This is a genomic window from Cryobacterium sp. TMT1-2-1, assembly GCF_004403955.1.
Classification (GTDB): Bacteria; Actinomycetota; Actinomycetes; order Actinomycetales; family Microbacteriaceae; genus Cryobacterium; species Cryobacterium psychrotolerans.
The window spans coordinates 80,293-101,853 of sequence record NZ_SOHC01000064.1; the positions used below are offsets into that span (position 1 = coordinate 80,293).

Here is a 21,561-nt window from a genome sequence, read left to right on the forward strand (position 1 = left end):
GATCGCACGACACTGCAGGACATGGGGAAATGGCAAGTAAAGACCGCAAAGTCGTCATTGTTGGACAAGGGTACGTCGGCCTCCCCGTCGCCATGCGAGCTGTCGAAGTCGGGTACACCGTCGTCGGCATCGACCTGGACGAGAAACGCGTCAACAGCCTACTGGAAGGCAAGTCTTACGTCGACGATATCTCGGATGCGCAACTCAGGACCGCGATCGATTCGGGCCGATACCTGGCCACGACGAGCTACGTCGACACTGCAGACTTCGGAATCGCCGTCATCACGGTGCCAACCCCCCTTCGCGAAAGCCTTCCCGACCTCACATTCATCGAGGAGTCCAGCAAGTCGCTTGCAGCCCACCTGTCGCTTGGCGCCACGGTGATCCTGGAGTCAACGACCTACCCCGGGACAACGGAGGAGCTTCTCGTCCCGCTTCTGGAGGAGCGGTCCGGGTTGATTGCGGGGACGGATTTCTACGTCGGCTACAGCCCCGAACGCATTGATCCGGGCAACAAGACGTGGGGATTTGTCGAGACCCCCAAAGTCGTCTCGGGCGTGAATGCGGCCTCACTTGCCCACGTACAGAGCTTTTACGACGACTTGGTCAACCAAACCGTAGCGGTCAGCTCGCCCAAGGAAGCTGAGCTCACGAAGCTCCTTGAAAACACGTTCCGGCACGTGAACATCGCGCTGGTGAATGAGTTGGCAATCTTCGGGCATCAGCTGGGCGTGAACGTCTGGGAGTCGATCGAGGCGGCAAGCACGAAGCCCTTCGGATACATGAAGTTCACCCCCGGGCCGGGCGTCGGCGGACACTGCCTCCCGGTCGATCCGAGCTACCTGTCCTGGCAGGTGCGACGCAAACTCGGCCAGAACTTCCGGTTCGTGGAACTTGCCAACGACGTCAACGACAACATGCCGCAGTACGTGGTGCAGCGAATGATGGAACTCCTGAACGAGGACGGTAAGGCGATGAAGGACTCACGGGTTCTTCTTGTCGGGTTGGCGTACAAGAAGAACACCGGAGACATCCGTGAGGCGCCTTCACTGCGCATCGCCGAGCTCATTCGAGGCTACGGGGCGATCGTGAGCGCGGTCGATGACCACGTGGAGAGTTACCGCTGGCCAGAGGGCATAACGAAGTCGGACCTCACGGCTGAGTCCGTGGCCCACGCGGATGTCGTACTCCTCATCACTGATCACGATGAATTCGATCTCGATGTTCTCGCCGCGAGCGATACCCCGGTGCTCGACACCAAGAACCGCGTGCGCTCTCCGAACGTGCGCACCCTCTAAGCAAGCCCTGACTGACCGAGCTCGACGTACAACTTTCAGGTCTAGGAGACACATGGAAATCCTCATTACCGGCGGTTGCGGCTTCATCGGAACCAACCTCGTTGACCGGATGCTGCAGCAGCCCGAGATCGATCGGGTTCGCACTCTCGATAACTACGTAACGGGCCTCCGCCGGGCGGTGCAGTCCTCACGTGTCCAGGAGATAGAAGGAGACCTCCGCAATTACGATGACGTGCTGCGTGCGAGTGACGGGGTCGATGCGATCGTTCATCTCGGCGCTCTGCCATCGGTGCCCCGGTCGATCAAGGATCCATTCTCCACGAATGCGGTCAATATCAACGGGACGTTGAACGTCCTCGAGGCTGCGCGGGCGAACAACGTCGGGCATGTCAGCGTCGCTTCCTCCTCATCGGTTTACGGCGCCAACCCGACACTGCCCAAGGTCGAGTCGCTGGCCACGCTGCCTCTCAGCCCCTACGCAGTGACTAAGCTCGCGACCGAGGCGTATACGAACGCCTACTCCACGACTTATGGGCTGGCCACTGTCGCCTTCCGCTTCTTCAACATTTTCGGCCCCCTTCAGCGCGCCGACCACGTGTATGCAGCGGTGATTCCCAAATTCCTGGCCGCCCTCAAGGAGGACGCCCCCCTCACGATCTTCGGAGATGGCGACCAATCTCGGGACTTCACCTCCATCCATGCCGTGACGGATGCCCTCACGAAATCGGCCCTGCGGACGGTGACAAACGGCACGCCCGTGAACCTCGCGTTTGGCGGCCGTACGTCACTGAATACTGTTGTCGATCTTCTTCAGGAGATGCACCCCAAGAAGATAAGTGTGGAGTACGTCGAGCGACGGGCGGGCGACGTGACTCATTCGCAAGCATCGTCGACTCTGCTCGAATCGTTACTCCCCGACGTCGAGCGACCTGAGTTTGTCGAAGCGCTCCGCGAAGTCTACGACTGGTACATGGGGCAATAAGCGCTTGCTAACACCTGCTAGTCAAGCCCGTGCGCGGAGAGTGTCTTGAGCGGGCCAACGGCTTCCTCCGTTGCAGATGGACCCGAGATCCACGGCAAGGCACGAACGAAGGCGCTCGCGCTTGGGATAGCGACTGGCCTGGGGTCTCGCCTACTGACGCTCGCCGCTCCGCTCCTGACGATTCCAGTCACTTTAAGATACCTGGGGGCGGACTTATTCGGCTTTTGGATGATCGTTACCTCGATCACGGCAATGGCGATGTTCGCAGATCTCGGATTAGGAAACGGGCTACTCACACGTCTCGCCGCGGCGGCGGCGACACGTGACTTCGCGAAGGCAAAGTCCCTAATTAGCACGGCCTACGTGGCGCTGGGCGGGATTGCCCTCCTCCTCTTGGCTATCATTTGGTTAGTGCTCCCGGCCCTCGACTGGACCCACTTCACGCGGGCGAGCAATGACCTCGATCCAGGCGCCATCGAACTTGTTGCCGGCCTCTGTCTGTCTGCATTTGCGATAACGATTCCACTTTCCCTCGTTCAGCGCGTGCAATACGCCTTCCAAGAGGCGTGGAAAAGTAACGTCTGGCAAGTCGCGGGCTCTGCTCTCACAGTCCTTACCGTTTATGCTGCTGCATTCCTTGGCTTGGGTTATGGGGCCATCATTGCCGCAGCGGTGTTCTCCAGTCCCGCAGTGATTCTGATAAACAATGTTATCTACTACGCGCTCGAACACCGGGAACTCACCCCCACATTCCGCGACGCTTCTTCCGGCACCGTGGCCTCCCTCCTGCGAGTTGGCCTTGCGTTCTTTTTTCTCTCTATTCTGACTTCTCTTTCACTTAACGTTGACAACCTCATCCTCGCGAACGTCAGCGACCTTGAAACAGTGAGCGAGTTTTCGGTGACTACGAAACTATTCTCGTTACTCGCACTCGCCATCACGCTCGTGGCGTTGCCGCTGTGGCCTGCAAATGGCGATGCTCTCGCCCGAGGGGATACCGACTGGGTCAGACGCGCGACCAAAACAATGATGCTCCTCTCCGTGGGTGCGGTAGGCATCGGCGGTGTGATTCTTGTGTTCGGACGGGATTTCATCACCTCCCTCTGGTTGGGCAACGGACACACTATCTCGCTGACTCTGGCTGTCAGTTTGGTGTTGTGGTCGATAGTGATGGCATTCGCGTCACCCTATTTCAGCGTGCAAAACAGCGCCGGACTCCTTCGCTATCAGTTCGTCGGCTGGACGCTCTTCGCGCTTCTGTCGGTACCACTCAAGTTCATGTCGTACTCGCTGTTCGGATTGCCTGGCATCCCCCTCGCGGGAGTAGTCGCTTACGTGACCTTCATCGTTCCGGCAGCGCTGCTCGGCTACAGAGCCACGATGCGACGGGCGGCGACAAGTGGAAGAGCATGAATCACCCTCCCCGCGCCGACCGTTACATGTCGCGTATGTCGGCCCGGTCGATTTTCCGTCAGCTTCAGCCGATGCGCAGCGCATGGCCGGGATCATTCACGCGCTGAATGGGGCCGGGGACCGAGTGAGCGTTGGATCCGCTGGACGCGGTCACGCCTTGACTCAAGACCACGATATCCCCGGCACGTCCGTCACCCGGCTGGCTGAGGTGCCAGATCCCAGTTGGCCGAAAGTCCAACGAATCTGGCGAGGCCTTACCTGGGGCGCGGCCACCCGCGCGTGGATTCAGGAAATGGACCCAGCCCCAGATGTCATCCTCACTTACGGCACATCACTCGGCTATCTGATGCGCCTGATTCCGCTGGCACGCCGCCGACGGATTCCACTCGTCATTGACGCTGTCGAGTGGTACCAGTCGTCGCATCTCCCGGGCGGGAGGCTCGGGCCCTTCGCCGCTGCGAATGCCGTGTCAATGCGCCTTGCCGCGTTTCGGGCAGACGGCGTGATTGTGATCAGCCGCTTCCTTGAACAGCATTTCAATCGAAACCGGCTTCCTACCCTGCGAGTTCCCCCTCTGTTCACGCTGCCAAGGGACGCGGACAGCCCCGCGTTGCGCGATCGCCCCATGCGGCTGTGCTACGTAGGCTCACCCGGGAGGAAGGACCAACAATCGCTTCGGAACCTCGTTCGCTTGCCGGGCGAACTCGCGCTGGACGCTACGCAGCTGAGTATCAAGATCGTCGGGTTAAGCAATAGCGCTGCGAAAACCCTACTTGGGGCAGATCTTGCTGATTCGATCGACAACGAATGCGTAGAGTTCCTGGGGCGCCTCCCATCAGGAGAGGCCCGCCGAATAATTGCAGGTAGTCACTTCTCAGTCCTGCAGAGACGGGAACAACGGTACGCTCAAGCCGGTTTCCCCTCAAAGGTCCCAGAGAGCTTGCTACTGGGCACTCCAGTCATGGCGAACATAACAAGTGACTTGGCGGACTTCTTGGTCGATAGGAGCAACGCAAGAGTGGTTCCTTCCGCGGAACTCCCCTCGCTAGTTCGAACTGTGTCTGAGGTACTGCGGGAGCCGTACAGCTTCGACCGCGGCTCTATTGCACGCGAAGCCAGCGAGAAGTTTTCACCTGAGCGATACGCCGGTTCCATTCATGACTTCCTGATCCGCTGTTTGGCACAGCGAGAAGCAAGTGGGCGAAGCTAATGCGCGGAGCAGGAAGCGAACCATCCTCGCCGAGTGAGAAACCTCACTTCCGTCCGAACATAAACGGCTTGCGAGCGCTTGCCATTGTGCCGGTGGTTGCTTTTCATACCGCGCTTCCTGGCTTCGAAGGGGGATTCACCGGCGTCGATGTTTTCTTCATCATTTCGGGTGATTTCGGCCAACCTTCTGCGTGAAGTCGACCGGCCCGGAAGACTTGACCTTCGTGCTCTCTGGGCAGCGCGACTTCGCCGCCTGACCCCCGCGCTCTCAGTATTGATTGTGGCTACTGTTTTAGCCGGGCTCGTCATTCTCTCGCCACTCGAGTGGAAGTCGCTGGCGCAGCAGGCTGGCGCATCTGTTCTATACCTGTCGAATGTTTTGTTCGCTGCACAGGCGTCCGATTACTTTGGCAACAGCATCGACCAACAGCCCCTGCTGCACAAAAAGCAGCACTTGTGTTAACGCCAACCGAAAATAGGGCCATTTCTGCCAACTGAAAATAGGGCCACTCTCGTGTGGTTCTAGTGTGCCGTAGTCGCGGCGGGTTGGTGTTGCTTGAGCCGGTAACTGTTGCCCTTGAGGCTGATCACGTCGGCATGGTGAACGATGCGGTCGATCATGGCGGAAGCGATGGTGAGGTCTCCGAACACGTCGCCCCAGCGGGCGAACGGCAGGTTGCTCGTCATGATCAGTGACGCGTGTTCGTAGCGGGATGACACGAGCTGGAAGAACAAGTTCGCGGCGTCCTGGTCAAAGGGGATGTAGCCGACCTCGTCGACGATCAGCAGACTGTAGCGGAGCAACCGGATCAGTTCGGCGGCGAGTTTCCCCCGCGAGTGGGCCTCTTGCAGACGACTCACCCAGCCGGTCGCGGTGTCGAAGAGGACCCGGTGGCCGGCTTTGGCGGCCTTGATCCCGATGCCGACGGCGAGGTGCGTTTTCCCGGTCCCGGGTGGGCCGAGCAGGACCACGTTCTTCGCTTCGGTGAGGAACACGCTCGTGCCCAGGTGCGCGACCAGGTTCCGATCCGCTGAGGGCTGGTGGTCGAAGTTGAAGTCCTCGAGCGTCTTATGGCCGGGGAACCGGGCGGCCTTGATCCGCAGCCCGGCGCCGGAGGCTTCGCGTTCGGAGACCTCCTTGGAGAGCACCGCGGCCAAGTACTCCTCGTGAGACCAGCCCGCGTCCCGGGCCTGTTCGCCCAGCCGCCGGAACGCTTCGCTGATCCGGGGAGCCCGCAGCGCGCGGGCGTAGTACTCGATCTGCGATGCCGCTTCCGGACCGATCACGACGCGACCGCCAACTCGGTCGGGGCGGTCTCAATGTCAACCCGGAACAGCTCGTCGTAACGGGCCAGCGACGCCGTCTCGACGACCGCCGTGACGGTGGGCCGGCGGGCGCGTTGGGCTTGGAACTGGGCGCGCAACTCGGCCGCGCGGGCAACGTGCGCGGGGTCGGTCACGGTCAGTTGACGAGCCCACTTCCGGCGATGTTCGGCGATGAGGACGCCGTCGTGGTGAACAGAGACGGTGTCCAGGCTCGCGCTGACGTCCACGACGCGGCCGATCATGGTCGGGTCGACGGAGTAGTCGTTGCTGAACGCGCGAACGTAGTAGTCCCGCGGCAACCGGACGCTGTTACGGAACACGACCTCCGGCGCCATCGGCGGCAAGCCCCGCATCGCGGCTCGATCGATGCTGATCAGGTCGTTGGGCCGGCCTCTGCGGGACCGGGAGAGCCGGTTGTTCGCGACCGGCAGCCAGGCGGCGAGCTGCTCGTTGAAGTCGTCGGGCGAGGTGAATGCCCGGCCTGACATGAAGCGGCTGCGGAAGAACTGCTTCATCCGCTCGACCATGCCCTTGGACTCGGGGTCCCGGGCTTTCAACAGCTTGATCTGGGTGCCGAGGGTGCCGGCGAACGCGGAGGCGGGCTCGGTCAGTTTGCCGCGCCCGATGCCCGACTCGTTGTCCCAGGTCAACCGGGTCGGAACCGCCCCAGCTTCCTGCACCAACGACCACATTCCGCCGAGCAGATCCGGCGTCGTCCGGGTCGGCAACATGCGCCCCTGAATGAACCCGGAAAACGTCGACGTCATCACCAACACCGGTGGCGTGTCGATCTGGTCATGGCCGAGCGGCAGGTCCTCGTGCGGGAACCACAGGTCGCACTGGACCTGGAACCCGGGCGGGTGCACGAGCCGGTCCGCGGGGTCCGGCACGACGTAGTCCGGTCGGAGCTCGGCGACCTTGGCCCGGAAGAGCGACGGAGACCCTGACCAGCCCACCCGCTCGGCCGCGGTCGCGGCCGGCATCGTCGGCGTCGCCGCGAGCAACCCCCGCACCTGGGCGGCGAACGCGTCGAAGCTCGACCCGGTCGGCTCCCGTTGATACGTCGGTGCCCGGTCCACGGCCAGCGCTCGATCCACCGTTCCCCGGGACACCCCGACCAGCCGGGCTATCTCCCGCTTCGAGTGCTTCCCCGTCGAATGCAGGTGGCGAATCTTTGCCCAATCATCCAATTTGATCACCTTCCATAATGGTTGGTGGCCCTATTTTCAGTTGGCGTTTCTGGCCCTGTTTTCAGTCGGCGTTAACACACTTGAGTCAATCGCTGCATTGCGCGGCGCGCGACTCACTTGGGGGACCCACCTGTTCAACACAATTGACAAGCTTTGCGATCGCCAGTTTTGCGCCGTGAAGATTGGATCGATTCCGGTATATGCAGACCCGGGTCATTTGTCTTTCGCGTGGACGCAATCACAGGAATCCAACGTGCGTGAATTTCTTCGGTCCGCAATGGCCGACACCCCACGGCTTTAGTCACGGCGAGCGAGTGACGCCACGCCGTCGCCGCCATATTCGCCGATCACCCATCGGTTCCTTAAGAAAGGCGCGCGCGAGAAAGACACTCGACTAGACCGACTCGCTAAGCGTCCGATCTGGCTGTCTTGGCGCGTTGAGGCTTTGAAGGAAGATTGCGATGCGCTTCCCTTGGGCATGTAGAGACTTCTCGCTCATCACAAAGCGCTGGCCGAGGACTGCGCGATCACTTGCGGCAGAGCGATCGGCTCGGACCGCGCAGATTGCAGCGCTGAGCGCTTCCGTGGAATCGTCCACAGGGAACTCTAGATACGAATAGTAACGGTCCGGAATACCCGACAGTCTGGTCGTTACCACAGGCACTCCAAGAGCGAGATACTCCAGCAGCTTCGACGGAAACGAGTATCTCACGAAGCCTTGGGATGCCGGTCTCGGGTTCACAAGCAGCGACGCTCCTCGAAGGAACGGCATGAGATCACTGTGTGGAACGACGCCGTGATGACAAATCCGCTCGTCCAGTCGGCTCTGTTCCAGAACCCACAAGTCCAAGGGTCCCCTGCCATATAGATCGAGACGCATGTTGGGGTCAGCGAAGCTTCGGAACGCGCTGACGAGGTTGCTGACGCCGTACTCGGCGCTGATTCCGCCAGCGTAGGCGACGCGAAACACGCTGGACGGAGTGCCGGAAGGCCTAGGGACCTTCGAAATTTCAGGATCTGCGAACCCCTCCATGACCAACTTGTTCACTCCGGGGGCGAAGTCATCAGCCAACGCAGAGGTGAGGGCGATTACCCCGTCAAAGCCGGAAGCGAGCTTCCTCACGATTCCTTGGTCGAAGCGCTTGAGTAGTCGAGTCAAACGGCCATCGACTGCCCTCACCAAACCCGGCGGATCGGTCATGACGAGGCAGATCTTCAGCCCGAGTGCCCGCCTCAACAGCCTGGCGAGGAGCAGGAAGGGGGTGTGAACTCCGTGGACAACCATGGTCCCAGCGTGCTGGCTCACGATGAACGGAATTCCTTGGACAGTACCTGCGCACAGTCGAGTCAGGTGTTTCAGTACGAGTAGATTGACGAAACCCAAGGTGACCCCGTTGACGCCATGTTCGGCAAAGCGCCGGGAACGGATGATGATCTCCGGATACTCGGGGTAGTTAGGCACAGGAAGCGCCGAAACCAGACTGACGCGCATGCCTGCCGACTGAATTCCTCTCACAAGGTTCCACGCAAACTTGTGTGTCTGCGTCGGCAATACTGCGCTCCGCTCCGCGATGGTTTCCAGGATGTCGTCGCGCACCGTGAAGCCGAGGAGCACGACATCGCTTCGCGAAGGATTGTCCATTGTGTGTGGTCAACTTTCCAGTATCAGATTATAGATCTCCGAGAGGCGGGTGGTCATGTGGCCTGTTGTGTATCTCGATTCGAAAACCGTCCGCGCCTCGACTCCAAGAGCTTCTCTCAGTGCGACGTCAACGAGAAGACGGCGAATCGCCTCCGCGAGGGCTCTCTCGTCGGAGGGCGGCACAAGGAGGCCTCCCCCCTGCGCGAGAACCTCTGTGTTACCTCCCACGCTCGTTACCACCACCGGTAGGCCAGCGGCCATGGCCTCGAGCAGGGCATTCGACATGTTTTCGTGCCAACTCGGCATCACAGCGATATCGGCCGCGGCTAGCAGCGCCGCCACGTCATGTCGGCGGCCCAGTAAGTGCACATGAAAGCGGGTCAACAATCGCGCCTGCCGCGATATTTCTGCGGAGTCGGGTCCATCCCCAACGACGACCAAGTGAACCTTCGCATCAGCGTCCAGCGGGCCGGACTCAATCGTCATGAGCGCTTGAAGCAAGTCCAAGTGGCCCTTGTCTCGCACGAGTCTCGCCACGATTATCAAGACGATGTCATCGTCTCCGATGGCTAAACTCCGTCGCGACGCCGCACGATCACTCGCTGAGGCTGTCACTGGGTCAACACCGTTTGGCACTACCCCGATGATCTTCTGTGCGACTGGCCGAAGAATCGGTTTCCTTAGTGCGTCCTCACAAACAGTTGATACGTGGGACGCCATCCGCAAGGTCAATGGTTCCAGTCCGCGAAAAACAATCTGCTGCCGTAGCCCCCCCGCGCCATACACCAAGTCGCCAACAGAGCCGTGAACGGAAACGAGTATCCGCGGCACACCCGCCATCCTCGCCGCAAGAACGCCGTGAAATCCCTCATTCCCCAAGCCACGAACGTGGGCGAGGTCGGGACGAAACTCGCGCATTTGGCGTGACATTTCGCGCACGAGCCCCAAGTTGATTCCCCCCGCGGGGCGTGGTTGGGCCACGTGTCGAAACTCAAACGTATTCGTCAGGTCAGAGTTCAGGATTCTGTTGAGTGCGCCAATCGGCCCACCCGAGCCCGGTGATCCGAACGAGTGTTGCACTATCCGCGGTCTAGTCATTGCGGGTGCGCCTAGGACATGCGAATGCCGGTTCGGGCATTGTGACTGTGCACCGTTGACCTCAGGAAGGCGAGTACCCGTCTTGACGTGTCTGCGATTGCATATTCCCCAGGCGGCGGTGTCGGACCGTCGATGCGGAATTCCTCCAGGGCGATACGGACCCCGTCAGAAATGGCGCGGGACGAAACGCCTACTGTGATGATTCCCCCCGCGTCGAGCGCCTCAGGCCGCTCAATGGAGTCACGAAGCGTGACTGCTGGGAAGCCGAGAATGGTTGATTCCTCGCTGATTGTCCCGCTGTCGGAGAGAACGAGCTTCGCTGACTGCTGCAACCGGACATAGTCGTTGAATCCAAACGGAGGGTGGAACGTCAGCCCGCCCTTCAACGCCTCCGGTTGAGCTGCAAGGCGGTTGCGCGTGCGGGGATGAGTCGAGACAAGTACGGGCAGAGAGTATTCGGCGGCGAGTTTGCTCAGCGCATCCAGCACAGATGTCAGACGATCCGGATTATCGACGTTCTCCTCGCGGTGCAGACTGACCAGGAAATACCCTCCGGCCGTGAGCCCTTGGCGGTCAAGCACGTCGCTCGCTGCGATCTCGGTCGCGTTGGCGTTGAGCACCTCCTTCATCGGCGATCCAGTGAGCAAGATCCTCGACGGATGAATGCCTTCAGCGAGAAGATTCCGTCGGGCGTGTTCGGTGTAGACAAGGTTGTAATCCGCGACATGATCGACCAGTCGGCGATTGACTTCTTCCGGAACGTTTTCATCGAAACAGCGGTTGCCCGCCTCCATGTGGAAGACGGGGATCTTCATTCTCCGAGCCATGAGGGCCGAGATGCAGCTGTTCGTGTCGCCAAGGACGACCATCGCGTCGGGCTTCTCTGCGGCCAAGACGGCCTCGACTTTCGTCAAGATTGAACCCAGTACGGCCCCCAGCGAAGTCGTATCGGCAGCGAGGAAATGGTCGGGACGACGCAACCCTAGGTCTTCAAAGAAAACCTCGTTGAGCTCGTAATCATAATTTTGGCCGGTGTGAACGAGCACGTGATCCGTGTGCTTGTCCAGCCTCTTGATCGTCGCTGCGAGGCGGATAATCTCGGGACGGGTACCCACCACAGTGAGCACTTTGAGTCTTTTGGTCATTTTCTTACGGTCTCCGCAATCGTGTCAGGACTTTCAGGGCTGAATATTTCATTTGACCAGAAGGACGTGTACAGCACGCCGGGTCCGGTGTTGATGATGTTGTGCGCCCACATCGTGGGCATGTCGACTGCAACGGGTTCGGCGCCTGTCACGTGGAATTCGTGGACTTCGTCAGTGAAAAGTCGACGCAGGGCAATTGTTGCCGTGCCGGCTAGTACCGTGAATCGCTCAATTTTGCGTCGGTGGTAGTGGTCGCCCCGACTGATGCCCGGGGCCGTCGTTGAGAATGAGGACTGACCGCACCCGCCGTGCGATCGCACAATCTCGAAGAACGAACCTCGGGAGTCTGCGTGCCGAGTCAGTCGAACGGGCGCCTGGCGGGGGAAGGTGTGGGAACGATAGGTATTGAAAAGGTCGCGGTCAAATCTGCTCGAGACGTCCGGAATCTCCCCATGAGCGTATAAGGACGCCATGCCTTCGAGCCTGCGAAGGAGGCCGGTCACAGTCTCGCGGACCTCGAGTGATCCGGCAACCTCGCTCGTCGCGTACCCGGTCAGCAAGTCCGCAGCATCCTGCGCGTGGAGCAGCGTCAGTTCGTTGTCTTGCTGCACGACGGGTCGATCCCCCTGCGCGAGCATGTGACAAAAGGTCGCGGTAACGGCGTTGTAGAACGGCCGGCCATGCTCGCCAAACAGGTTGGGGAGTTGGACATCCTCAAACTCAGCACCAGCCACCTCCGCAGCCTTGCGTACGATAGTCGCCGCGGCCGCTTTAGCGGCGCCGTAGACGCTGCCGTTTGTCGACTGGATCGAGTTGGCGAAAACGATGGTGGAAGGCGGCTTGCTCGCACCGGAAATCGTCTCCGCGACCTGCTGGGCGAACCGCACGTTACCTTCGCGCACCTCGTCGTCGGTCCCCCGATTCACACCTGCGATGTGTATCAGTCGGGTCGCCCCGTCGACCGCGTGAATGGCGCTCTCGCGATCGAACGCATCGCCAACCGAGAATGCGGCGAAGGTCGTCCCCTGCTCATGAAGAGCCGCACGGACGTGCCAGCCCAAGAAACCATTGGCACCCGTGAGGGCCACTTTATCCATCGCGGGCTAGCTCTCGCGCTCGGTCGGGAGCCCCGCAAGTGCGAGTTCGGTGCGCACTTCAGGAAGAGTGAGCAGCAAATCCTCGACATCGGATACGGACATCCGCTCGACGGTGTGCGAGTCATAGTCGGTGTATTCGCTCAGTGCGACATCGCCTTGTTCGACGTAAATGCTGTAGTTGAGGTCGCGGTTATCGGCCTGAATACGGAAGTAGTCGCCCATATCCTGTGACCTTGCGAGTTCTTCGCGGCTCGCCAGTGCCTCGGAGAGCTTCTCCGCATGCCGAGTCCCAATGACCTCCACGTGGGAAGGAGACCTAAACAGATTGATCGTCGCCTGTGCCAAGTCGCCGACGGTGCAGGCCTGCGCCTTGCGGATGAAGAGGTCACCCTGCTTAGCCTCGTGGAAGGCGAATTCGACCAGCTCCACGGAATCCGAAAGCGACATCATGAACCGCGTCATCTCAGGATTCGTAACGGTGAGATTCTTGCCGTCCTTGAGCTGACGGATGAACAGTGGAATTACGGAACCTCGTGAGTACATAACGTTTCCGTAGCGCACGCACGAGACTGTGGTTTCCGCATTTGGGTTGTTGAGGCCGTGCGACTGGGCCACCTTCTCCATGATCGCCTTGCTCATGCCCATCGCGTTGACCGGGTATACAGCCTTGTCCGTGCTCAGGCACACGACCGACTGCACCCCTGAGAACTCCGCAGCCCTGACCACGTTTTCGCTTCCGACGATGTTGGTGCGCACGGCCTCCATCGGGAAGAACTCACATGACGGGACCTGCTTGAGTGCGGCCGCATGGAAGACGAAATCGACATCTCGCGAGGCCCGCTCAACGCTTAGATAATCCCTGATGTCACCGACGTAGAACCGCACCCGAGGGTCAGCGATCTCGTGTCGCATGAGGTCCTGCTTCGCCTCATCCCGGCTCAGAATGCGAATCTCTTCGACATCACGCGTCAGGAGCTTTTCGGTCACGGTGTGGCCGAAAGATCCGGTCCCTCCGGTGATCAGAATTCGCTTGCCCTGGTAATCGTTTTGGTTATTCACTCATCGATCCTTTCAATGCTTCAACAATTGTGTGCGCGGCGACCTGCGCCGAAAGATTCAAGTTATAGAATTGGCGACCGCTCGCAGCCATGCGATTTCGATCCAGTACGGACAGGCCTGCCATTTCTTCAACCGCTGCGGCCAGGGCGTCGGCATCTCCGGGCTCGACATTGATGGCGGCGCCGGAGGCCTGCAACAGCTTGGCCCCATCTCCCGCTATGTGCCCGATGATCGGTACTTCCGATGCGAGCAGCGAAGCAATCTTGCTTGGAGTCGTGTGTCTCAGAAACTCTGAACCAGACAGGGACACTAATTGCGCGTCGGCCGAGGCCATCACGGAAGGAACGGAATGCTTTGAGATACGACCCGCGAATGTGACGTTGGTGAGCCCTCGTCCGCGCACGTCGCGCTCCAGCCTCGACCGCGCAATACCATCGCCCACGATCGAAAACCGGATATGCGTTAGAGACTTGAGTTTCTCAGCGGCGTCAAGGAGCGTTTCCAAGCCCTGGACATCCCCAATCGCGCCGACATACATCAGCGTGAACTGCCCTTGTGGGCCGTGCTGAGCGGCCCCATTCCGGAACTCAGAGACCGGACGGAACAGCGACTCATCCGTCGGATTCGGTACGTACACGATTTTCGATGGTGAGATTTCGGGATGCCGCGTGAGAATGAGGTCTCGAACACTCGGAGAGATGACGCCTACAACGGCAGAGCGTTTCTCCGTGACCCGGACGATTCGTCGCATGAGTGCTCCGGCCACGGCGCCAGCTTTGCCACCGGGGAACATGCCGCTCTCCATGAGTGAGTCAGGCCACAGGTCTTGAACGTGAAGGAAAATTGGTACGCGGCCGAGTTTCGTGTGCGTGAGCAGCGGCAAACTGACCGTGATGGGTGAGTTGTATACCCATACCGCGTCAACTCCTCGCAAGGCATCGCCGCCAAGAACAGTTGCCGAAGCGGCGAAACTTGCGTAATTCAGGATGCGGCCGGCTCTAGACGAGCTGTGGTTTGGATAGAGGGGCACACGCGTGAGCCTCATGTTGCCGTCCCGCGTGACGGCACGCATTCGCTGACGGTACCCGGGATAGAGATTCCCATCGGGATAGTTGGGGAAACCGGTCAAGACGCTCACGTCGTGCCCCGAACGCATGAATTCGCGGGCGAAAACACCCGGGAGCGCTGCCGGCCCGGGCTCAGGATCGAACCACTGAGAGAGAATGCCGAGCTTCAACTGGACCTCTCCGGCGCGCCAGCCAGGACATCCGCCACGTAGGAATTCTGTTCAAGGCCAACGGTGCGAGCCCACTGCGCATCCTGCTCCTGACCGAGCCACATCAATTCCACGCGACGCACGAGCCCGTTCACGGGAGGTAACACGTGTCCGATCGCATAGCCCAAGGTCACCAATGACCTGCAAACAGCTGCGGGGACTGCCACGGGCGGCCGGGTTCCCGCGCTCTCGAGCACTGACGAAGTCGTCATCCCTTCCCACGGCTGCAGTACGATGCCTGGTACGGTGCCCGGGTACGCGCCCACGCGCGCCACGAATTCGACAAGACCGCGCAACGAGCTGACGACCGTCGGCGCATCCCCCGGCCGCGCAACCGAAGCCAAGGGCGAGCGGGCGAGACGTCGAAGCTGCCTGGTCGTCGCGCGCCCTAGCCCTTGAACAGACGTAGCGCGAACAATAACCAGGTCCAAGGTTTGGATATCCGCTACTTTCGCCACGTAGGCCAGAAGTGCCGACTCGCCGAGCGCTTTGGACTGCGAGTACGGGGAGAAGGGGCTCGTGTCCACCGACTCGTCCAGCATCTGTCGCCGGCCCTGCACGGCGGCGGAACTCAGGTGCACGACCCGTGTTGCGTGCGCTTGCTCGGCGGCACGGAGGACCACAAGTGGGAGCAGAGCGTTCGCCCCTGAAAGGGAAGCGCTCGCTGCGGAACCGGGCAAAGCGAGCCCAGCCGCGTTTACAACTACGTCAGCTCCAGCGAGGGCGGTTGCCATCGAATTCACTGCCTCAGAGCTGAATTCAAGGCCTTCCAATACTTCGTCAGCCGTGGCTGCGGAGTCCAAGAACAGACGCGGCGCAATCACGTCGACCACGTCACAGCCCTGGGCTCGGAGTTCCTTCGCGAGAGCTTTCCCAATGAACCCACTCGCACCGACGACAGCCCACCTTCCCCGAGCCGAAATGGCCAGAGGACGGGTGGAAATCGCGGAGGGAAACGTTGCGGTTGGCGGAGTGAAGGACGGTGCTCCCCAACCCCGCAGTCGGGGCAGAGCCAAGTAGGCCGCCGACGATGCGGCGATGGCAAGAAACGCAAGCAAAGATCCGGACTCGGCAAGTGCGAGCAGGCCCAAAGCGGAGGTCACAAAGGTGGCGCAGGTAACGATCAGGGCAACGCTCAAATGAGAAAGGCCAGTATCGGTGAGTCTCTGGTACACGTGCGAACGATGCGCTCGCTGCCAATCATCACCGCGCAGTATGCGGCGGAGGAGCGTGGCACAGGTGTCGACCAGATAGATAGACAGCGGAGCCACCATTGCGACTAGTGGCGCCCCCTGGAGAACAGCCGCGATCACGATGACGGCAATAGTCCCACCGAGCAGATAGCTGCCCACATCCCCAAGGAAAACCCGATTGCGCATAAGGTTCCACGGTAAGAATGCAGCGAACGAGGCTGCGAGAACCAGGCCGGCCGGAAGGAGCCAACGAATGTCGGTCATGACGCTGATCGCGACAAATGCCAGACCGACCGCAACACCATGGAGACTGGAAATAGCGTTGATGCCGTCCATGAAATTTGCCACATTGGTGTAACCGGCGAAAGCGATTGCGCCGATCGGCACCCACCACCAATCCGAACCGGAAGCAGCAGCAAGCGCCGACGTCGCGAAAGCGCCAATGAGGAGTTGCGTGCCCGCCCTCACCGCGATCCTCACGCCCTTGAGGTCTTCGAGTACGCCGACGAAACTAACCGCGCCGCTCGTTAGAAGCACGATCAGGAGTTGCTGCTTCCCACCTTCCGGACCCAGGCCGACGAGTATCCCGACCCCGCCCAGAACGCCCAGCATCGGCGCTAGACCCACACCGCGCAATACGGGTGATGTGTGCGACGAACGGTGGTTCGGCACATCAATCACGCGCAGTCTTTGCAGGAATGGCTTAATTGCGTAGGGCGCGACAAGACTTATGCACAGCGCTGCAACTATGGCGACCCACTCAATAAATGTCATGCGGTAGCGGCTTCAGCGCATCGCTCTTTCCAGCGGGCCTTGTTGAGCCTCTCCGGCGAAATCGGGTCGATCGACGCGTGCGAGATCTTGGGGTGGATGGGGCGCTCGCCGGACTCGTTGTCGCCGATGAGTTCCTCGTGCAGCTTCTCCCCAGGGCGCAGGCCCGTGTACACGATCGCGATGTCCTTGCCGGACATGTCGATCATGCGACGGGCTACGTCGAGGATCTTCACCGGTTCACCCATGTCGAGGATGAGCACCTCGGCGGGGCGGCCGATGCCGCCAGCCTGCACGACGAGCTGGCAGGCCTCCGGGATGGTCATGAAGAACCGGGTGACGTCGGGGTGGGTGATCGTGAGCGGGCCGCCCGCCTCGATCAGCGAGGTGAACGTTGGCAGCATCGAGCCACGGCTGCCAATTACGTTACCGAAGCGCACCGAGAGGTAGGTCAGCCCGGTCTCCTGCGCGGCCCAGGCCGTGAGCTTCTCGGCGACCCGCTTGGAGTGGCCGAGCACGCTCGTGGGGTTTGCCGCCTTGTCGGTGGAGATGTTCACGAACGTCGTGACGCCGACCGCGCGAGCGGCGTCGAGCACGTTGAGCGTGCCGAGCACGTTTGTCTTCCACGCTTCGTCGGGGTACTGCTCGAGCATGGGCAGGTGCTTGAGGGCTGCCGCGTGGAACACGACCTCGGGCCTGCGTTCGCTGAAGATGGCCTCCAGGGCCTCAGCGTCGCGGATGTCGGCCAGCACGACGTCTTTGGTGTCGAGCAGGCCGTGGCCGAGGATCGAGATCTGCGCCGACTGCAGGCCCGTCTCGTCGCGGTCGAGCATCATCAGCTCGCTCGGGGCGAACTTCTTGATCTGCCGGCAGAGTTCGGAGCCGATCGAGCCCCCGGCCCCGGTGACGAGAACCCGCTTACCGGCGAGGTAGCCGGCGATCGAGGCGACCTCGGTGTCGACCGGGTGTCGGCCGATCAGGTCTGCGATCGAGAGATCGCGGAGATCTTTGAGGCGCGACTTGCCCTCGAGCACGTCTTCCAGGGGCGGGAGCACCTTGACCTGGAGCCCCGCGGCCTTCGCCGCGTCGTATATTTCGCGCAGCAGAGCGGCGTCCGCCTTGGCGATGGTCACCACCAGGGTCGTAGCTTCGGTCGTGCGGGCCGCGTCAGCTAGCGCGTCTCGTGAGCCGAGCACGCGCACTCCGTCAAGCCAGACGTTGCGCTTGCGCGTGTCGTCGTCGATCAGGCCGACCGGAAGGAAAGGAGACTTGCTGTCGGTCTTCATGCGTCGCACGATTTCAGCGCCCAGGTAGCCCGCCCCGTAGATGAGCGCGTTCTGAGTGCCGGCAACCGGCCCCAGAGAGCGCTCGACCAGCAGACGTTTGATCCAGCGCACGCCCCCCATGAGGATGAACGCGGCCGGCAGGGCGATCATGACCGTGCTTCGCGGGATCCCCACGGAATGGCCGAGGAGGAAGACCGGAATGCCGAGCACGAGCGTTGCAACAAGCACAGCGCCCAGCAGGGCACGAAGCTCGGCAAAGCTGCCGTATGGGTGCCGGCCCTGATAGAGGAAGAACATCCAGCCGGCGAAGAACTGGACCGCGAGCGCGGCTGCGCACAAGACCAAGAGCGGCACCCAGGACACGCGGGACAACACGAACTCGTAGCGCAGGATCTCGGCCACGACGAGGGCGACCGCCCAGGCCCCGGCATCGAAGGCGTACTGCGTGCCGAATCGGATGAGCGGTGCCGAGCCGTAGATGGCCTGCATCCGGCGAGTCGCAATATCACTTATTGCCATGAGGCACCCCCGTCATTTGATTTGCTCAGTGCGTTGCCGGCCCAGAGCCACACGACGCCGTCGGCACTCGATAGCGCGACTTCTCCCGGTTTGAACGCGGCGTCGCGACAGCCGGTGGGCGTAATGGCGCCGTCGAGGGCCTCCGGTGTGGAGAGAACCTGCACGCCCGCACAGTCCTTCTGGTCGGCCGCGGCCAGGATATAGCCGTCGCTCGTGGCGCTCAGGTTGACGGCGCCCGGAAGCGACGCTACCTTGCCCCAAGCCTCGCCGCCGTTGCTCGTCCGGGCGAACGCACCGTCGGCGCAGAGGACGCCGCCGTCGGCGTCACCGCGTGGCGCGAGCGCGATCACCAAGGAGCAGGGTGCCGCAAAAGTCCCGGCCGGGCTGTGCACGGTGGCGCGATCGGCGGGGTCGACGTACCAGTTGCCGCTGAGTCGGTCCGGGAAGTCGGCCCACTCGGCACCGGCGACGAAGGTGCCCACGAGTTGTGGAGCGCATCCCTCGGCGGCGAGGGTCACCATCGACGCCTGCTTCGCGTTGATGGCGTTGATCGAGAGGATCGACGAGGCGCCGGTGTTGATGGAGGCGTTCGAGCCGGACCAGGTTGCACCGGAGTCGGTGGTGAGCTCGGGGCTCGCTTGTGCGGCGGGGCAGGGGCCGGTGCCGGCGCGCCAGGCGGTGGAGCCGTCGAGGGCCGCGAGCATGCGGGTGGGGGGCACGGTCTCGACAGGCTCGACCACCGGGGGCTGGGTCTCGACAGGCTCGACCGCCGGGGGCTGGGTCTCGAGGGGCTCGACCAACGGGTGAGATTTGGCTGCGGACTCGGTGGGCGCGGGGCCGGCAAGGGCGAAGTAGACCAGGGCGATGTCGAACAGAACAAAGGCGACGAGCCCGACGACAATCCAGGCGCGGCGAGCCCGGCTGTTGCGACCCCTCTTCCTGAACGGCGCCATGGTGTCGCCTAGTGACGCACGACCGTCGCGGCACGCTGGAACAGCGACACGACAGCATCGACGGCGGGCACCAGCTGCCGAGCGGACTCGGCGTAGGTGTCGTCGCTTCGGCGGTACGGGTCGACAACATCATCGTCATCGGCGGAAACGGGCGGGGCTGCGATCCCCCGCTGGGAGGCTGCGACCTCGACCAGCGTGGCGAATCTGCCCGAGATGTCATCGACGGGCAGCCCGGCAGCCTCGTCGAGGTCGAGGTCGGTGACGCCGCTGATCAGGCGAGCGAACTCGCGGATGGTGAAGGTGTAACGGATGGCGCGCGGCGCGAGCTCGGCGATTGCGCGGCGGTGCTCGCGGGACATGGCGAACACGAGGTTCGCGTCGGCGAGGTGCTGCGCGGACAGTTCCCGCGCAACATGGGCCACTGGGTCTGCGCCGAACTGGCGGGACAGCGCTGCGGCCTGGTCGGTCATTGGATGCCCGGTCATGCCGATCGTGCCGGCGCTGGCAAGCGACACCTGCGGCCAGGGCGCCAGCCCCGACCGCAACAGCTGTTCGGCCAGCGGCGAACGGCAGATGTTTCCGGAGCACACGGTGAGAATCGAGAAGGTCTGCATTAGGCGGTCTTCACCTTGCGCCGCAGTTTGCGCACTGCGCGGCTCTCGGCGGGCGCCTCGGGATTGTCCAGGGTCTCGTCGTGAACGGTTCCGTAGCTGTACTGCCCGTAGCCGTAGGAGTCGGGGCCCTTCGTGGGCAGCATGGTGATGACCACGCCGACCAGCCGGCTGCCGACCCGCTCGAGCGCCTTCACCGCGGCGGCGAGTTCGTTGCGCTTGGTGCGGCCGGAGGCGACCACCATCAGGGCGCCGCCACAAAGTTTGCTCAGCACCGCGGCATCCGTCACCAGGAGAAGCGGTGGTGCGTCGATGAGCACGATGTCGAACTGCTCGGTGAGCGATGCGAGCAGGCGGGCCATGGCCGCAGAGCCGAGCAGCTCGCTCGGGTTCGGTGGAACGCGGCCGCTGGGTAGCACGAACAGTTTGCCGCGGCCCCACTTCTGCAGCACGTCGGCGAGTTCGGCGCGGCCGATGAGCACGTCGGTGAGGCCCACGCCCCCCTCGATGCCCAGGTACTCGGCCAGGCGGGGCAGGCGCAGGTCGCCGTCGATGAGAGCGACACGGGCGCCGGTTTCGGCCAGGGCGATGGCCAGGTTGGCCGTGGTCGTGCTCTTGCCCTCACCGGGAACCGAGCTAGTGACGACAAAGCTGCGCGGGCCGCCCTCGACGTTCACGAACTGCAGGTTGGTGCGCAGGCTGCGGAACGACTCGGCGCGCGGGTTCTTCGGGTCGGCGTGCACGACCAGGGGACGCTTCTTCGCCTCCGGGTCGAAGGTAATGCCACCGAGCATCGGCGATTCGGTGACGAGTTCGATGTCGCGCAGGCTGTGAATGCGCGTGTCGAGCACGCTGCGCAGCACGGCGAAACCGATGCCGAGCGCCAGGCCGACGAGCAGTCCGAGCGCGATGTTCAGGGGCACGTTCGGGCTGGCCGGCTTCGTCGGCGCGATCGCGGGCTGGATCGTTTCGATCTTGACCGGGCTGACGGCGTCCTCGCCGTCGGGCTTCTCGAGCTTCTCAACGACGATCTTGCTGAAGTTCTGGCCCACGGAGTTCGCAATTTTGGCCGCGAGTTCCGGATCGCTGTTGGTCACCGAAATGTCGATGAGCACGGTGTTCAGCGGGGAGCTGGACGCGACCATCGAGGCGAGCTGGCCCGCGGTGAGATCGAGCTTGAGCTCGGCGATGACTTCGTCGAGCACGATGGCACTGTTGACGACGTCGACGTAGGAGGTAACGGCCTGGCGGGCGAAGCTCGTGCCCTGCACGAGGTCTCCGGTGGCGGCGCCGGCGGCGGACTGCACCGAGATGTAGAGCTGGGTGCTGGCGACGTACTTGGGCGTGGTGGCGATGGAGGATGCCGCCGCACCGGCGATTCCGAGGAGCATGCAGGCGAGGATCAGGATCCAACTCTTGTGGAATATCCTGACGTAGTCCTTCAATTCCACGCGACAGCCTCCAATGTAGTAACTCAAGGAAACTGCCGAACG

General features: G+C 62.0%; 17 protein-coding genes. 4 read left to right on the plus strand and 13 right to left on the minus strand.

What is annotated here, in order from left to right; all coding sequences use genetic code 11:
- The first annotated feature begins 29 nt into the window (after positions 1 to 29).
- From E3T33_RS11400 to E3T33_RS11420, 4 genes are all read left to right on the plus strand, one after another.
- Positions 30 to 1,298, plus strand: coding sequence for a nucleotide sugar dehydrogenase (locus tag E3T33_RS11400; RefSeq protein ID WP_092322836.1), 1,269 nt, complete (start codon positions 30 to 32; stop codon positions 1,296 to 1,298).
- A 52-nt stretch (positions 1,299 to 1,350) separates the two neighbouring features.
- Positions 1,351 to 2,280 carry an NAD-dependent epimerase/dehydratase family protein gene (locus E3T33_RS11405; protein WP_092322834.1) on the plus strand — a complete coding sequence of 310 codons (930 nt, stop codon included), beginning with the start codon at positions 1,351 to 1,353 and terminating at the stop codon, positions 2,278 to 2,280.
- 45 nt (positions 2,281 to 2,325) lie between these two features.
- Positions 2,326 to 3,693, plus strand: coding sequence for an MATE family efflux transporter (locus tag E3T33_RS11410; protein WP_092322833.1), 1,368 nt, complete (start codon positions 2,326 to 2,328; stop codon positions 3,691 to 3,693).
- A gap of 1,357 nt (positions 3,694 to 5,050) precedes the next feature.
- Positions 5,051 to 5,365 carry a hypothetical protein gene (locus tag E3T33_RS11420; RefSeq protein ID WP_134575334.1) on the plus strand — a complete coding sequence of 105 codons (315 nt, stop codon included), beginning with the start codon at positions 5,051 to 5,053 and terminating at the stop codon, positions 5,363 to 5,365.
- 59 nt (positions 5,366 to 5,424) lie between these two features.
- On the opposite strand, the gene istB is transcribed toward E3T33_RS11420, so the two are convergent.
- The 13 genes from istB to E3T33_RS11485 form a co-directional block, all read right to left on the minus strand.
- Entirely contained in the window at positions 5,425 to 6,189 is a 765-nt protein-coding gene (gene istB / locus E3T33_RS11425; RefSeq protein WP_092322828.1) for an IS21-like element helper ATPase IstB, read from the minus strand.
- Positions 6,186 to 7,427: a helix-turn-helix domain-containing protein gene (locus E3T33_RS11430; protein ID WP_134575335.1), complete on the minus strand. Its 1,242-nt coding sequence runs from the start codon at positions 7,425 to 7,427 to the stop codon at positions 6,186 to 6,188. The genes istB and E3T33_RS11430 overlap by 4 nt, the downstream gene beginning before the upstream one ends.
- Before the next feature lie 385 nt (positions 7,428 to 7,812).
- The gene (locus tag E3T33_RS11435) at positions 7,813 to 9,060 is read right to left on the minus strand and encodes a glycosyltransferase (protein WP_134575336.1); all 1,248 of its coding nucleotides are present in this window, start codon (positions 9,058 to 9,060) and stop codon (positions 7,813 to 7,815) included.
- Positions 9,061 to 9,069: 9 nt separating this feature from the next.
- Positions 9,070 to 10,158, minus strand: coding sequence for a glycosyltransferase (locus tag E3T33_RS11440; protein WP_092322824.1), 1,089 nt, complete (start codon positions 10,156 to 10,158; stop codon positions 9,070 to 9,072).
- A gap of 11 nt (positions 10,159 to 10,169) precedes the next feature.
- Positions 10,170 to 11,303, minus strand: a complete 1,134-nt coding sequence (gene wecB, locus E3T33_RS11445; protein WP_092322822.1) for a UDP-N-acetylglucosamine 2-epimerase (non-hydrolyzing) — start codon at positions 11,301 to 11,303, stop codon at positions 10,170 to 10,172.
- Complete coding sequence (locus E3T33_RS11450) at positions 11,300 to 12,400, minus strand: NAD-dependent epimerase/dehydratase family protein (RefSeq protein ID WP_092322821.1); 1,101 nt, start codon at positions 12,398 to 12,400, stop codon at positions 11,300 to 11,302. Before E3T33_RS11450 ends, wecB begins: the two co-directional genes overlap by 4 nt.
- Positions 12,401 to 12,406: 6 nt before the next feature.
- Entirely contained in the window at positions 12,407 to 13,459 is a 1,053-nt protein-coding gene (locus E3T33_RS11455; RefSeq protein ID WP_092322819.1) for a polysaccharide biosynthesis protein, read from the minus strand.
- Entirely contained in the window at positions 13,452 to 14,696 is a 1,245-nt protein-coding gene (locus E3T33_RS11460; protein ID WP_092322818.1) for a glycosyltransferase family 4 protein, read from the minus strand. The genes E3T33_RS11455 and E3T33_RS11460 overlap by 8 nt, the downstream gene beginning before the upstream one ends.
- Positions 14,693 to 16,702, minus strand: coding sequence for an NAD-dependent epimerase/dehydratase family protein (locus E3T33_RS11465; RefSeq protein ID WP_092322816.1), 2,010 nt, complete (start codon positions 16,700 to 16,702; stop codon positions 14,693 to 14,695). Before E3T33_RS11465 ends, E3T33_RS11460 begins: the two co-directional genes overlap by 4 nt.
- The gene (locus E3T33_RS11470; RefSeq protein WP_241982923.1) at positions 16,699 to 18,504 is read right to left on the minus strand and encodes a nucleoside-diphosphate sugar epimerase/dehydratase; all 1,806 of its coding nucleotides are present in this window, start codon (positions 18,502 to 18,504) and stop codon (positions 16,699 to 16,701) included. The genes E3T33_RS11465 and E3T33_RS11470 overlap by 4 nt, the downstream gene beginning before the upstream one ends.
- Positions 18,495 to 19,457, minus strand: a complete 963-nt coding sequence (locus tag E3T33_RS11475; RefSeq protein WP_134575337.1) for a hypothetical protein — start codon at positions 19,455 to 19,457, stop codon at positions 18,495 to 18,497. Before E3T33_RS11475 ends, E3T33_RS11470 begins: the two co-directional genes overlap by 10 nt.
- Before the next feature lie 8 nt (positions 19,458 to 19,465).
- Entirely contained in the window at positions 19,466 to 20,071 is a 606-nt protein-coding gene (locus E3T33_RS11480; RefSeq protein ID WP_092322811.1) for a hypothetical protein, read from the minus strand.
- The gene (locus E3T33_RS11485; protein ID WP_092322809.1) at positions 20,071 to 21,519 is read right to left on the minus strand and encodes a polysaccharide biosynthesis tyrosine autokinase; all 1,449 of its coding nucleotides are present in this window, start codon (positions 21,517 to 21,519) and stop codon (positions 20,071 to 20,073) included. Before E3T33_RS11485 ends, E3T33_RS11480 begins: the two co-directional genes overlap by 1 nt.
- Positions 21,520 to 21,561 lie beyond the last annotated feature (42 nt).

What these genes read in the sequence shown, in the direction of transcription:
- E3T33_RS11440 (WP_092322824.1), bottom strand. Translation starts at nt 10,158, where the DNA reads ATGACTAGACCGCGGATAGTGCAACACTCGTTCGGATCACCGGGCTCG.
- E3T33_RS11470 (WP_241982923.1), bottom strand. Translation starts at nt 18,504, where the DNA reads ATGGCAATAAGTGATATTGCGACTCGCCGGATGCAGGCCATCTACGGC.
- E3T33_RS11450 (WP_092322821.1), bottom strand. Translation starts at nt 12,400, where the DNA reads ATGGATAAAGTGGCCCTCACGGGTGCCAATGGTTTCTTGGGCTGGCAC.
- E3T33_RS11400 (WP_092322836.1), top strand. Translation starts at nt 30, where the DNA reads ATGGCAAGTAAAGACCGCAAAGTCGTCATTGTTGGACAAGGGTACGTC.
- E3T33_RS11405 (WP_092322834.1), top strand. Translation starts at nt 1,351, where the DNA reads ATGGAAATCCTCATTACCGGCGGTTGCGGCTTCATCGGAACCAACCTC.
- E3T33_RS11420 (WP_134575334.1), top strand. Translation starts at nt 5,051, where the DNA reads ATGTTTTCTTCATCATTTCGGGTGATTTCGGCCAACCTTCTGCGTGAA.
- E3T33_RS11435 (WP_134575336.1), bottom strand. Translation starts at nt 9,060, where the DNA reads ATGGACAATCCTTCGCGAAGCGATGTCGTGCTCCTCGGCTTCACGGTG.
- E3T33_RS11480 (WP_092322811.1), bottom strand. Translation starts at nt 20,071, where the DNA reads ATGCAGACCTTCTCGATTCTCACCGTGTGCTCCGGAAACATCTGCCGT.
- E3T33_RS11465 (WP_092322816.1), bottom strand. Translation starts at nt 16,702, where the DNA reads ATGACATTTATTGAGTGGGTCGCCATAGTTGCAGCGCTGTGCATAAGT.
- wecB (WP_092322822.1), bottom strand. Translation starts at nt 11,303, where the DNA reads ATGACCAAAAGACTCAAAGTGCTCACTGTGGTGGGTACCCGTCCCGAG.
- E3T33_RS11475 (WP_134575337.1), bottom strand. Translation starts at nt 19,457, where the DNA reads ATGGCGCCGTTCAGGAAGAGGGGTCGCAACAGCCGGGCTCGCCGCGCC.